We start from the raw sequence: 12,631 nt of genomic DNA on the forward strand, positions 1-12,631 counted from the left end.
ACTCCTGAAGGAGGCATCCGCCATGTCGGACCTCAGCACGCAACTACCCCAACGACTCACCCGACCCGAGGAGACCGGCCTCAACGCAGGCCTGCTGGTCCCGCTGCTGCGACTGCTCGTCGACGGCGACCCCGTCGCCGTCGAGCAACTCGCCGCGGCCGCCGGACGTCCGATCGACGAGGTACGGCGTGGGCTCGCCGCGGTGCCGGACACCGAGTACGACGACCAGGGCCGGATCATCGGCCAGGGCCTCACCCTGCGCCCCACCCCGCACCGGTTCATCGTGGCCGGTGAGGAGCTCTACACCTGGTGTGCGCTGGACACCCTGATCTTCCCCGCCCTGCTGGACCGCCCGGCACGCGTGGAGTCGGCCTCCCCGGTCAGCGGCGAGCCGGTTCGGGTCAACGTCGACCCCACACAAGGTGCAACCAGCGTCGATCCGCCCACCGCGGTGGTGTCGCTGGTGAACCCGGAGCAGATCACCTCGATCCGTTCCTCCTTCTGCAGCCAGGTGCACTACTTCACCTCCGCCGAGGACGCCGCGGGCTGGCTGGCCGAGCACCCCGTCGCGGAGGTGGTCCCGGTGGCCGAGGCATACCGGATCGGGGCCGCCCTCACCACCGGCCTGCTCAACCGCCTCCAGGCGCCCGCCGCGGCCGACGACAGCCACAGCTGCTGCTGACCCATACCCACTGAAGGGAATGAGAACACCGATGATGTCCAACCACGACGACCGCCCGGGAGGCAGCGGCCTGCTCCTCGGAGCCGGCGCCGCGCTGCTCATGGTCGCCTGTTGCGCCCTGCCCCCCATCCTCATCGCCGGTGGCGCGATCGCCGGTATCGGCGCGTTCCTCCGCAACCCGTGGGTCATCGGCGCCGGGATCGCCCTGGCGATCCTCGCGCTGATTGCCATCTCCCGCCGCGGCGGCGACACCGCCGGCCACGGCTGCTGCCCGCCCATGCCCACCAACGAAAACGTCGACCCGAAGGACGAGCAGAACCGATGAGAATCACCCGCCGCCACCGCGCCGCGCTCTCGATCGCCGCCGTACTCGCCGCCGGATCGCTTGCCCTGACCGCCTGCGGCAACAGTGCCGACCCCGCGACCGCCGGTTCCGGTTCACCCGCCACCGTGACCAGCGTCGATGGCCAGCAGATCAGCCTGCCCGCAAACGGGAAGCCCACCACGGTGTTCTTCTTCTCCGTCGGGTGCGGCGAATGCGTGAACGGCGTCCGGTCCCTCGGCGAGGCAGCCACCACCGCCGAGAACGCCGGCACCGTGGCAAGCTTCCTCGCCGTCGACATGGACCCCGGCGAATCCAAGGCCCTGATCGGCGACTTCATGGAGTCCGTCGACGCCGAACACGTACCGGCCGCAATCGACGATGGCGCGGCACTCTCCCGGCGATTCGAGGTGGCCGCTCTGTCCACCCTGATCGTCGTCGACGCCGACGGCACGGTGACCTTCCGCGCCACCGACCCCGACGCCGCGACGATCACCGCCGAACTGGCAAAGGCCGGAGCCTGATCCATGGGCGGACTGCTCACCCTCGCCTTCGCGGCCGGCATGGTCGCGCCCGTGAACCCGTGCGGGTTCGCGCTACTCCCGGCCTGGATCACCCACACCCTCGGCGACACCGATGCCTCAACGGTCCCGGTGCGGCTGCTGCGGGCGCTGCGGGCCGGTCTCGTGTTGGCGGTGGGGTTCGCCGGCACCCTCGCGGCAGCTGGCCTGGTAGTCAGCGCCGGCGCCCGAGGGCTGATTCGCGCCGCGCCGTCGCTCGGCCTGGCCGTCGGCATCCTGCTGGTGGTTCTCGGCCTGTGGATGCTAGCCGGACGCTCGGTCTCGGTGCGGGTGCCTCGGATCCCCGGCCGGGCAGCCGCGGGACTCCCACCCACTGCCCGGATGGCTGCGTTTGGGGTCGGCTACGCGCTGGCTTCGCTGTCGTGCACGTTCGGGGTGATCCTCGCGGTCATCGCGCAGGCGCAGGCCACCGCCAGCTATGCCGGGCTCCTGCTCGTCTTCGGTGTCTACGCTGCTGGCTCGGCGACCGTCCTGCTGCTGCTCGCCCTGGCCACCGCCGCGGCAGGCAGCGGACTCACCCGCCACGTCGCGCGATTGGCCCGTCATGGCCCAAGGGTCACCGCTGTCGTCCTGTTGCTCACCGGCGCCTATCTGGCCTGGTACTGGTATCCGGCGGCCACCAGCGACGCCCCGGTCGCCGCGGGTCGTGGTGGCGGACTCACTGACGTCTCCGCGGTGGTCTCCAGCTGGATCCAGACACGGACGACACTCATCGGCGCGCTCGCCGCCGCGTCTGTGCTGGTAGTGCTGGCGCTCGGGGTTCTCCAGCGACGCCGCCGGATCCTTCAGGGGCGCCCGATGACCACGCGGGACAGCACGCAGTGACAGCCCACCGGGTGCGGCGTGCGCACGAAGCAGGCTCGGTTGATTGCGTCACCGCGACGCGTTCCCTGACCGGGTCGACGCCAGCCGGTAGGAGTCGGTACCAGTTTCGATGATGTTGCCGCCGAAGGTGAGGCGGTCGACGATGGCCGCGCACAGGCGCGGGTCCGTGAAGGTCTTGGTCCAGCCGGCGAAGCCCTCGTTGGACGCGATTGCCACGCTGTTCTTCTCCTCTCGCTCGGTGAGGACCTGGAAGAGGAGTTCGGCGCCGCGGCGGTCCAGTTCCATGTAGCCGAGCTCGTCAATGCAGAGCAGGTCGACGCGGCCGTAACGAGCGATCGTGCGGGCCAACTGCTTCTCATCGGCTGCTTCTACAAGCTCGTTCACCAGCCTCGTGGCGAGGGTGTACTTTACCCGGAATCCCTTTTCCGCGGCTGCGGTCCCCAGGCCGATGAGCAGGTGAGACTTGCCGGTGCCGGAATCCCCGATCAGGCACAGCGGCTGGCCCTTCCGCACCCACTCGCCGGTCGCCAACTGGTGGATGGTGGCGGGGATGATGTTCGAGTTGGCGTCGAAGTCGAAGTCCGCGAGGAACTTGCTCCGCGGGAACCCGGCGCCGTTCACGCGCCGGATGGTGGACCGACGGTCGCGGTCGTCGCACTCGGCCAGGAGCAGCTCGGCGAGGAATCCGGTGTAGGTCAACTGGTCCTTGTTCGCCGCCGCGACCGCGTCGCCAAGCAGGGCCCGCATGGTCGGGAGCCGGAGCCTCCGGCAGGCCTGGTCGACCGCCGCTACGGCGGCTTCCTCGGTCAGGCCGCGGCGGCGGCGCAAGGTGGTTGTCACGCTGGTGACTGTGCTCATCGGGGTGCTCCGCTCTCATAGGGACTCATCGGGTCGGGGTGGTGGTCGGTGCCGGTGCGGCGGCCGAGCAGTTGCTGGTATTTCTCCATCGACGGCAGCGGCCGGGTGTCGGGCGGGAGGCCGGCGATGACCGCGGCCGGGTCGAGCAGCAGGCGTTCGGTGAGGGACACGACCTTCCGGCTGCGCTTGGTGTCGACATCTCGTCGTTCGCCATCGCTGCGCTGCGCAACGGGATGACGGTCTGAACTGGCCCCGGTGGGCGCTGCGCGGGTGGTGTGCAGGCGTGCTTCGACCGCGACCACGTCAGCTGAGACTGCACCGACGCTCACTGCGGCGAGCAGCCCGGCTTCGACTTCGTCGGCGGCCATGGCGCGGTGCAGTAGGAGCACGTCGATCAGTTCCCGGGTGCCGACCGCATCCCCGAGCCGCCTGCGGGCGTTCGCCCAGAACGCCTCATGCGCAGGCGTGAACGCCCCCGATTCGCGGGCCTGCGCCAACGCGGTGGAGCCTGGCAATGCGCCCGGCTTACCCTTGAGCACCTCGAGGTAGTGGTCGAGGTTCACCGACTGGCCACCCCTTGTGATGACGCGGGGGTGCCGGGCGATCTGGAGTCGGCCGTCGAACACGACGACTTCGGATGCGCGCAAGGAGACGCGGACGCGGCGGTGGATGAACCGCGCCGGGACGGAGTACCGGGCCATGCGGACGGTGATCATCGCGGAGCGGTCGACCATCGGGTTCAGCATCAGCCCGGGGTCGAACCCCTCGACCGGGAGCGGCGCGAGGTTCTCGCGTTCGGTCGCGAAGTCCTCGCCGACGGTCCGGATCCGCGACGAGATCCGTCGGCGGTCGTCGGCGGCGTCCAAGGCACGGACTGAAGCGCCCCGGGTCTGATGGAGGCTCTCATTCCACGGAAGGATGAGAGTCATGGCAGCACCGAAGAAGTACCCCGACGAGCTGCGGGAGCGTGCGATCAGGATGGTGGTCGATGCCCGCAGGGATCCTGAGACGAGGCAGGGGGCGATCGCTCGGATCGCGGGTCAGTTGGGGATCAACCCGGAGACGTTGCGGACGTGGGTCAAGCGCACGGAGATCGATGAGGGTCTGCGTCCTGGGACCACGACCCTGGATGGGGATCGGATCGCGGAGCTCGAGCGTGAGAATCGTGAGCTGCGTCGGGCCAACCACATCTTGAAGACGGCCTCGGCTTTCTTCGCGTCAATGCCAAAGTAATGCCTGCCCGACCGGGGTTCGCTCCTTTCTTCGCTGCCCCGTCTCGGTTCGCTGGGTCGATGGCTTGTCCTCGATGTGCGGCTCCGGTCGGGTGTCCTGGCGTCCGCGGGCGCGTGGCTTGATAGGAGCCTGCTCGCGACCACAGTTCGCGCTGAATTGAGGCGTGCCCGCCTCGCGGACGCCAGGACACCCGATTGCATCCCGAGCAGCTGGAGGTTCCGCATGGTCATGATCGGCGCCGATTCCCACAAGCGGACCCACACCGTGGTCGCACTCGACGAGGTAGGTCGGCGGTTGGCCACCAAGACGGTGCGCACCAACGACGAGGGGCACCTTGCCCTGGTCGAGTGGGCGGCCCAGTTCGCCGACCGTGACGACGAAGGGGTCCGCTTCGCACTGGAGGACTGCCGCCACCTGACTCGCCGGCTGGAATCGGATCTCCTCGCCGCCGGGCATCGGGTGATCCGAGTCCCGACCCGCTTGATGGCCGGGGTCCGCCAGTCGAGCCGGGAGCCTGGGAAGTCGGATCCAATCGACGCGGAGGCAGTCGCACTCGCCGCGCTCAGGCACGCAGACCTGCCGGTCGCCGAACTGGATGGCCCAGCGCGGGAGGTCAAGTTGCTGTCAGATCACCGTCGCGACCTTGTCGTTCAGCGCACCCGGATCGCCGCCCAGGTCCGCTGGCACCTACACGAGCTCGACCCCGACCTGCAGGTGCCCAGCCGCGGCCTGCGACGTCAGTGCGTCGTGGCCGAGCTACTCGAGGAGATGGACCGGTTCGAGGGCGTGGTCGCCCGACTCGCACGAGGACTGCTCGAACGCTGCTCCGAACTCACCGACCAGATCAATACGCTCGAGAAGGAGCTGCGCGACCTTGTGCGCCAGTTGGCTCCGTCCTTGTTGGACATTCCCGGCTGCGGAGTGCTGTCCGCGGCAGTCATCGTGGGTGAGACCGCCGGCGTGCACCGGTTCCGCAACAAGGACGCCTACGCCCGATTCACCGGCACCGCGCCGGTGCCGGTGTGGTCGGGTTCCAGCAAGGGAAAGGTCCGGCTCAACCGTGGCGGAAACCGTTCGATGAACTGCGCGCTGCACATGATCGCGGTCACCCAGGCCCGCGGTGTCGGACCGGGCAAGACCTATCTGGACAAGCAGCTGGCACGCGGCAAGGACCGCGTCGCAGGCCTTCGACTGCTGCGTCGCCGGCTATCCGACGCCGTCTTCACCGCACTGCGAGCCGACCTCCGCGCAGGAGTCGTCGAGGCGCCCGCAGAGCCACTGCGGCTGGCTGCTTGACATAGGAGCATCGCGGAGCTCGACCGCCCCTCGAACAGGTAGTGGCCTACATCGATGCCCATCGCCATGACGTGGTCGATGGGCGTGAGGTCGGGGTCGAGCCGATCTGCGCGGTGCTGAAGAAGGCCGGCGTGAAGATCGCCCCGAGCAGCTACTACGCCGCGAAGTCCCGGCCGCCGTCGGCGCGGGCTGTGCGTGATGCCGAGCTGGTCACCGATATCAAGGTCGCCCACAAGGCCAACCTCGGTGTCTACGGTGCGCGGAAGATCCATGCCGAGCTCAACCGCGAAGGCGCCCGGGTGGCCCGGTGCACCGTGGAGCGGCTCATGCGTGCCGAGGGGCTGCGAGGGATGCGGCGGGACAAGTCCCGCAAGACCACCATCGGCGAAGGCGCAGAGACCGAGCGACCCGAGGATCTGGTCAAGCGGAAGTTCGTTGCGACCGCGCCGAACCAACTGTGGGTGGCCGATCTGACCTATGTCCGCACCCACTCGGGTTGGACCTATGTCGCGTTCGTCCTCGACGTTTTCAGCAGGATGGTCGTGGGCTGGCAGGTGTCGACCAGCCTGCGCACCGACCTGGCCTTGGACGCCCTCGACATGGGCCTGTGGGCACGGCAGCGGGCCGGCCGTGACGTCACCGGCTTGACGCACCACAGCGATCGAGGAGTCCAGTATCGAGCGATTCGCTATGCCGAGAGGTTGGCCGAAGCCGAGGCCGTCGCATCGGTCGGGTCGAAGGGTGATTCCTACGACAATGCGATGGCCGAGGCGCTGAACTCGTTGTTCAAAGCCGAGTGCATCCGCAACCCGGTCATGCGCCCGAAGGGCGGCTGGAAGTCCGTGATCGACGTCGAGATCGCCGTGGCTGAGTACGTCGACTGGTTCAACCACCGACGGCTCCACGGCGAGATCGGACTCGTCCCACCCGCCGAGTTCGAGGCGTCGTACTGGGAAACCACCAACGCCAACAACTACCCTGAAACCCCGGTCCTCACCGAGGCCGGATCCAAGTAACCGAGCCTCCACGAAACCCGGGGCGCTTCAGACCTTCTCGTTCAGCTCGTCGAGCGAGTCGACGACGGGCATGGGCACGAGGTGCTGGCGGCGGAACCGGCCGACGTCGCCTTCCACGCCGCCCTTCTCATGTGCCCCGGCGATGCCCGGCTGGCAGTAGAACGCGTCGAACCCGAAGTGGGAGCGGAACAGCACCCAGCGGTCGTTCTCTACCCGCTCACGACCGCGCGCGTTGACGACCCGGGTGACTGCGGCGGTGAGGTTGTCGTACCGGACGTGCCGGGTGGGGATGCCGCCGATCTCGTTGAACGCGGCGATGTGGCCCTCGAGGAACGCCTCTTGGCCTTGGGTGGCGTAGATCCGGTGCACCGCCTTCCCGGAGTAACTCAACCTGAATGTGAAGAGGAAGACCTTCGTCTTCACCCCGGCCAGGATGACGTAGAGCTCGCCGAAGTCGACTTCTGCTTCTGCGCCTGGTGCGTGCTCCTGGGGATCATGACTTCGACCCGGCGGCCAGCTTCGAGGCCGATCTGCGTGCGGCGGATGCGGACGTAGTCGCGAACCGTCGAGTACGACACCTCAATGGCGTCGTGTTCCTCGATGAGGCGGACGTGGATCCGGCGGGCGGTGTGCCGTTGCTTCCGCGGCGCCTCAAGGTCGGCGCGGAGCATGTCGTCGATGGCCGACTTGAACGGATCCAACCGGGGCGAGGAACGCACCGGGGTCTTCCGCGGCGGTGGTTCCGCGGACGTGAGGGCCTGGCGAACGGTGCCGCGTCCGACTTGGTGCTTGCGTGCGAGCGCTCGGATCGACATGCCCTCGACCCGGGCGTCCCGACGGATCGCAGCGAACAGTTCCACACGCACCCTCATCCCGAAACCCACTTCCGGTGCCGCGAGGACCGCTGGATGCGGGTCCTCCTGACGCCACGGAAGTGGGTCCAGATCAAGCCGTCACGACGCCACGCCGAAGCCCGGGTGGGTCCGAATCAGACCGTCACACTGGTCCCGAATCAGACTGTCACCGCCAGAGCAGATGTATCGGGAGCGTTGAGGGTGGCGGCATGAAGGACTATCTGCAAGTTCTTGTTGGGCGGGCTGCCTGCGGCATGAGTGGAGAGCGCCTATTCGAGGCTGATGTTTCGGTGGATGGTTGTGCTGAACTCGCACCCTGGTCAAGAACCGCGCCGGCCGTCCCCGCGGATCCAGCCGGCATCGGTAGCGACTGCCCTCGTTCTGGCGGACTCTTCGATCGGGCCTTGGTGATCATCGGTGCGATTGAAAATCTCCTGCCGCACGATCTCCTCGGCGCCACTGATGTCTCCGATGGCATCTTTGACGCGGGCGAGGTCGAGGCGGCAGATCTCGTCGTAGGGGGACGCCTTGGTGGCGATCTGGACGGTGACGAGAGCGAGGTTGGTGTCGTGCTTCTCCAAGGCGTGGGCGGTGACGATGTGGGCGGTGTCGACGATGGCGCATTGGGCGATGTCGTTGGTGCGTAGGTCGTTGAGCCAGGCCCATCCGGCGGGGCGTAGGTGGGTGAAGGGTTCGCCCGTGACGAGGTCGAGGGCGGCGATGAGGTCTTCGATGCCGTCGGCACCGCGGCGTTGACCGCGGGCGCGGAGTCGTTTGAAGAGATCCCAGTCGGTGAGGACGCCATCGACCCGGTAGAGGGACGAGCCGCGGGAGCCGGTGGCGTCGGTCGTGTCGGCTTTGGGCAGGTGGAGTTCGCCGGTGTCTGGGTTGGTGCCGAGCCACTTGCGTACCTCTGCGATGTCGGTGCGCAGGCGCTGGATCTTGAGGCCGAAGTCTTCGGCCATCTGGGCGCCGGTGACACCCTGCGGGTGGAGGACGAGGTACGTCAGGAGCTCGAGGTAGAACGGGCGTCGCCGGGCCACTGCTTTGTGGTCGCCGTGGGTTCGGGCGGCCAGCGGGCCGAGGAGGGTGAGGCGGGGGTAGGGGCAGTCATCGTCATACCAGGTGTCGACGGTGCCGTTGAGGCTCGCGTCATCGTCTTCGGCGGTGCCTCCGGCACCTTCCTTCTCGGACGCGGCAGCAGGATCCGCAGGCGTGTTCAGATCGGTGGGCTCAGCGTCCGCCGACAGGTCTGGACGTGGGTGGGTCGTGACGGGAGCCAGCTGATCGATGTCGTCGGTCGTGGTGGCCGCGGCTGCGACGTACTGCTTGGTTTCCTTTGGGAGGAGTGAACCGGGTCCTGCTGGTTGGTCGATGGGGCGCGCTTCGGTCTGCTCGGGGACGAGTGCGCCGGCCTCGTCGGTGGTGGCCTTCCGGCCGTTCGCGTTCTTGGAGGTGGGCAACGTGATGTTGTCGGGGACCGGGTCGAGAGCGAAGAGGGTGGCACAGGCGGCTGCTTCGGATTCGGTGAGCCCGGCCGCGGTCAGGTCGAGGTCCAGGACGGTCAGGTGGAGGCGTCCGTCGTGGGTGAGTGCGATGGGGGTGCTTCCTGGTGGGATGGTGTCTGCGAGGAGAAGGACAGTGGCGCCGGATCGGGAGGGGTACGCCGCGATGATCTCGGCCACCTGCTGGGCCAGGTCGGCGTGGTCGCTGGTCGCGATGACGGCGTGGTAGGTGTCGATCTCTGAATGAGCGAACTTGGGGTCGAGCACTTGGGCGAGCTCAGTTACGAAGCGGTCGTCGTGGGCCGGGTGGTGGTTGGCCCCGCCCTGGTCGCCTCCTGAGAGGTCGTCGCACCAGAAGGTGACCTCAGAGGCCACGCCGAAGGTGTCGACGGTGGCGACGATCGACCAGGGGTTGAAGGCGAGCTCGGCGCTCACGTACCTCGCGAACGCCGCCCTCCTGGCAGGCTCACCGGTGACGGCGACGTAGGAGTGTTCCTCGAGATTAAGCAGGACATGGTCGCCGCTGTTGTTGGAGCCGATCCCGACGAGGAGGGGGTAAGGGCAGGAGTACTCGGGATCGGATGGGTTCTCTGGCAGCGGGGCCATCCAGATCTTTCCGTCACCGGTCCAGGGGTCTGGAAGGTGCGCGCTCTCCGTTAGGTGCAGGGTCGCGGTGCGTTTCCCGAGGGCGACCCAGCTCAGCGTTGGCATCGAGTCCTCCGTCTTCTCGAGCGTTTCGAGAAGGTGGTTGAGGCCAAGGATGTTCGGGCCGGTGACGCTGCCGGCGAACTGAGCGGTCTTGGCCACGTCGGTGATCTCTGGGGGAGTGGAGAGGATGTGGCCCGGGCGGCGGAAGCGGAGCGCGGTGCGTCGGTAGGAGCGCAGCGCGAGGAAGACCAGGCCGGCGAGGACCGCGCCGGCACCGGTGAGCCCGGGGAGCACCCAGGCTGGAGTGTGTGAGGCGTTGTCACTCGCGTCGTCGGGTGCTTGTGTTGCCGGGACGGGTGAGGGGGATGTCGAAGGTGACGTCTGTGGTGATGTCTCAGGGGTGGGGGACTTCGATGGGGTCGGCGAGATCGGAGGCGGTGCTGCGGGAGGCCCCCCTTTCCTGACCTGGGGTTTCGTTGTCGTGGGGAGCTGCAGCGTCCAGCCTGGGCGGATCAGGTCGGGATCGGTCAACCGAGCGCCGTCGGGCTGAACCGTGTTGGTGGAGGCGTTGAAGATCTGGGTGTATCTCTCGGCATCCCCCAATTCCTCCTCGGCGATCTCCGAGAGAGTGTCACCCGGTTCAACGACGTAAGTGTCGTCGCCGGCGTCGGTGTTCTCGGCCGGTTTCGCGGGAGCGGGAAGGCGAAGGATGAGACCTGCTTCGAGGTAGTCGGGATTCTTCGAGAGGACGTACGTGTTCAAGGCTGCGATCTCCTTGAACCGCTCGCCGCTGCCCAGGTGCTTTTCGGCGATCCGCCACAGGCTGTCGCCGCGTTTGACGGTGTAGGCCACGGTCTCGCCGGAGGCTGTCGCCTTTGGGGTGGGCTGCGCGGCAGTCGGGTTGCGTGGTTCGGGTGGCTCGTCGCCCGAAGGGTCGCTGACCAGTTGAACCGGCACGTCCTGAGGGACGTATGCATCCGCCGGGGGCGAAGTCATCGTCTGCGTCACTGCGGGTGCGCTGATGAACAGAAGCGCGGCGGAGGCGACGAGATGGTTCGCTGCACCCTGAGGAAGGCTGAGACCCGGCAGGCGAGGGACCCGGATCCCTCGCAGCATCGATGCAATGGACACGAAGACCGAGATAGTGAACAGCGCCCAGCAGACCCAGCACGCGACGTAGATGACCGCGAGCGCCACGGTGCCGTCGTCGCGGTCCTGGAGCCGGTCCCAGGTGAAGGCGCTGAAGTCAGGCAGCGACCGGGCATAGACAAGGAAGATTGGACCGCCCATCACGAAGACCGCGAGGGCGAGGGTGGCGGCGAGTCCGCGGAGCCTGGTGATCATCGCTGGTTACCTCCGAGGCTGCGTACGAGGTGGCCGGTCGCTTCGCCATGGACCGTGACCCTGGTGATACCGATGATCCCGAGGAATTTGGTGCGGTAGGTGTCGCGGGTCTCGACGACGATCCGGTCGCCGTTACTGATCGAGACCGTGCCCCGCATGCCGGCGGCGGAGAGGTACGCCTGGGCTGCCTGGCGTGCGGCACTGGTGTCGATCCGGGCGTACCGGCCCTGGACCGCGGGTGCCGCCTGCACTTCCTGGGCGCCGGTGCGCGCTGCCTGGGCGGCGACATCGTGGGCTCGCTGCTGGGCGTGAACCTGCCCACCGAGGTCGACGGCCAGCCCGACAAGAGTGGCCATGACGAAGGCTCCGGTCGCCATCCAGGCTGTGACCGAACCGCGCTCATCGCGGAGGTGATTCATCGTGAATCACCTCGCTCCCGCCAGGTGTCAACTGGCGAGGACATCGTGGCCCGAATCGTGCGACTCCCTGGCACGGGCGCGGACAGGTCGGTCAGATCCAGGCGACAGGTGACGGTGGCGGCCACCGCGCCCGGCTCTCCGACGGCTGTCTGGAATGCCCGGGTGTCGATTCGAACCGAGACCGTACGACAGTTGATTCCTTGGCTCTTGAGGCTCGCTCGTGCCGCGTCGGTCGCGGTTCGCGTCGCGTCGGAGGAGGACCGGGCGATCGAAGCCGTACGCGCGGCCTCCGCTGCGGCCGACTGCACCGACTCGTGCGCGACGGCCATACGTCCACCGAAGATGATCAGGCCGACGAAGAGACCGAAGGCAGGTACGCCGATGGCTGCCTCGATCGCGGAGGATCCACGCTCATCTCGTCGTCTCGAGGTCATGGCGCAGTGAGCCTTTCGACGGTCACGCTCGCAGACTGCCGAACTCGAGGCTGCCACCCGGGCAATACGCTCAGGCTCCGCCCGGTGACTGTCGCTGTGGCTGTTGTCCCGGTTCGGGTGACGTTGACGCGGCTCGACTTCAGTGCGTCTCCGCCGACGTCGGCGAGATAGGCGCGAGCCGATCGCCTGCCATCGGTTGAGGTCGCGCCCTCTGCGCCGGCCGCTCGGGCACCCTCTTGTGCAGCGGCGATCGCGATCGTGCGGGCGTGGTAATAGAGCGCGGCCTGCATTCCGAGGAACATGACCGCGAACAGGGCGGGTAGCAGAATGACGAGCTCGATCGAGGCGGCGCCTCGTTCGTTGCGAGCCCGGCGGTGCCTATCTGATCTTGTTGGACTCATTGGTGACGAAGGTCCTGATCGCGGCGACGACGATGGCGACGATCGCGATCACGGCGACGGCCCACAGGACGTTCTCGATGGTCACCGAGCCGCGCTCGTCGCGCCGCCGGCGACCCTCGATGGCCACGTCCAGATGGTGCTGGCCGATCAGGATGAGTCCGAGGATGAAGGTGATGAGTCGGTGCATGAGGAGATATCTCGTTTCGTGTGTCG

13 protein-coding genes and 2 pseudogenes are annotated in these 12,631 nt (G+C 67.7%); 7 read left to right on the top strand and 8 right to left on the bottom strand.

The window, feature by feature from the left end:
* Positions 1-22: 22 nt before the first annotated feature.
* Genes merB through BJ988_RS08775 form a run of 4 tightly spaced genes read left to right on the top strand, consistent with a single transcriptional unit; the run spans position 23 to position 2,410 of the window.
* Positions 23-682: an organomercurial lyase MerB gene (gene merB / locus BJ988_RS08760; protein WP_179657658.1), complete on the top strand. Its 660-nt coding sequence runs from the start codon at positions 23-25 to the stop codon at positions 680-682.
* A 31-nt stretch (positions 683-713) separates the two neighbouring features.
* On the top strand, positions 714-1,007 hold the full coding sequence (locus BJ988_RS08765; protein WP_141782776.1) for a hypothetical protein: 294 nt from the start codon (positions 714-716) through the stop codon (positions 1,005-1,007).
* The gene (locus tag BJ988_RS08770; protein WP_141780780.1) at positions 1,004-1,528 is read left to right on the top strand and encodes a TlpA family protein disulfide reductase; all 525 of its coding nucleotides are present in this window, start codon (positions 1,004-1,006) and stop codon (positions 1,526-1,528) included. Before BJ988_RS08765 ends, BJ988_RS08770 begins: the two co-directional genes overlap by 4 nt.
* A 3-nt stretch (positions 1,529-1,531) precedes the next feature.
* Positions 1,532-2,410, top strand: a complete 879-nt coding sequence (locus BJ988_RS08775; protein ID WP_141780779.1) for a cytochrome c biogenesis CcdA family protein — start codon at positions 1,532-1,534, stop codon at positions 2,408-2,410.
* 48 nt (positions 2,411-2,458) lie between these two features.
* Here the strand turns inward: BJ988_RS08775 and istB are convergent, their stop codons facing one another.
* Together istB and BJ988_RS08785 are read right to left on the bottom strand one after the other, a co-directional pair.
* Positions 2,459-3,238 carry an IS21-like element helper ATPase IstB gene (gene istB, locus BJ988_RS08780; RefSeq protein WP_281365475.1) on the bottom strand — a complete coding sequence of 260 codons (780 nt, stop codon included), beginning with the start codon at positions 3,236-3,238 and terminating at the stop codon, positions 2,459-2,461.
* Between the two features lie 26 nt (positions 3,239-3,264).
* Positions 3,265-4,143, bottom strand: a pseudogene (locus BJ988_RS08785) (Mu transposase domain-containing protein); the annotation flags it as partial.
* Between the two features lie 52 nt (positions 4,144-4,195).
* Here BJ988_RS08785 and BJ988_RS08790 point away from each other — a divergent pair.
* The 3 genes from BJ988_RS08790 (at position 4,196) to BJ988_RS08800 (ending at position 6,813) form a co-directional block, all read left to right on the top strand.
* Positions 4,196-4,501: a transposase gene (locus BJ988_RS08790; RefSeq protein WP_179657659.1), complete on the top strand. Its 306-nt coding sequence runs from the start codon at positions 4,196-4,198 to the stop codon at positions 4,499-4,501.
* A 228-nt stretch (positions 4,502-4,729) separates the two neighbouring features.
* A complete protein-coding gene (locus BJ988_RS08795; RefSeq protein ID WP_218860692.1) occupies positions 4,730-5,797 on the top strand; it encodes an IS110 family RNA-guided transposase in 1,068 nt (355 codons plus the stop codon).
* A gap of 41 nt (positions 5,798-5,838) precedes the next feature.
* Positions 5,839-6,813 carry an IS3 family transposase gene (locus BJ988_RS08800; protein WP_179657661.1) on the top strand — a complete coding sequence of 325 codons (975 nt, stop codon included), beginning with the start codon at positions 5,839-5,841 and terminating at the stop codon, positions 6,811-6,813.
* A gap of 30 nt (positions 6,814-6,843) precedes the next feature.
* Here the strand turns inward: BJ988_RS08800 and istA are convergent.
* The 6 genes and pseudogenes from istA to BJ988_RS08830 form a co-directional block, all read right to left on the bottom strand.
* Positions 6,844-7,685 (bottom strand): annotated as a pseudogene (gene istA, locus BJ988_RS08805) (IS21 family transposase); the annotation flags it as partial.
* Positions 7,686-7,987: 302 nt separating this feature from the next.
* Entirely contained in the window at positions 7,988-11,164 is a 3,177-nt protein-coding gene (locus BJ988_RS08810; protein ID WP_141780777.1) for a LysM peptidoglycan-binding domain-containing protein, read from the bottom strand.
* Positions 11,161-11,583 (bottom strand): TadE/TadG family type IV pilus assembly protein, encoded by a 423-nt coding sequence (locus BJ988_RS08815; protein ID WP_141780776.1) that lies wholly within the window; start codon positions 11,581-11,583, stop codon positions 11,161-11,163. The genes BJ988_RS08810 and BJ988_RS08815 overlap by 4 nt, the downstream gene beginning before the upstream one ends.
* Positions 11,580-12,017 carry a TadE/TadG family type IV pilus assembly protein gene (locus BJ988_RS08820; RefSeq protein ID WP_141780775.1) on the bottom strand — a complete coding sequence of 146 codons (438 nt, stop codon included), beginning with the start codon at positions 12,015-12,017 and terminating at the stop codon, positions 11,580-11,582. The genes BJ988_RS08815 and BJ988_RS08820 overlap by 4 nt, the downstream gene beginning before the upstream one ends.
* Entirely contained in the window at positions 12,014-12,418 is a 405-nt protein-coding gene (locus BJ988_RS08825) for a TadE family protein (RefSeq protein ID WP_141780774.1), read from the bottom strand. Before BJ988_RS08825 ends, BJ988_RS08820 begins: the two co-directional genes overlap by 4 nt.
* Positions 12,396-12,605 carry a hypothetical protein gene (locus BJ988_RS08830; RefSeq protein ID WP_218861830.1) on the bottom strand — a complete coding sequence of 70 codons (210 nt, stop codon included), beginning with the start codon at positions 12,603-12,605 and terminating at the stop codon, positions 12,396-12,398. Before BJ988_RS08830 ends, BJ988_RS08825 begins: the two co-directional genes overlap by 23 nt.
* Positions 12,606-12,631: the final 26 nt, after the last annotated feature.

Origin of the sequence: Nocardioides panzhihuensis, from assembly GCF_013408335.1 — a bacterium.
GTDB classification, from domain to species: domain Bacteria; phylum Actinomycetota; class Actinomycetes; order Propionibacteriales; family Nocardioidaceae; genus Nocardioides; species Nocardioides panzhihuensis.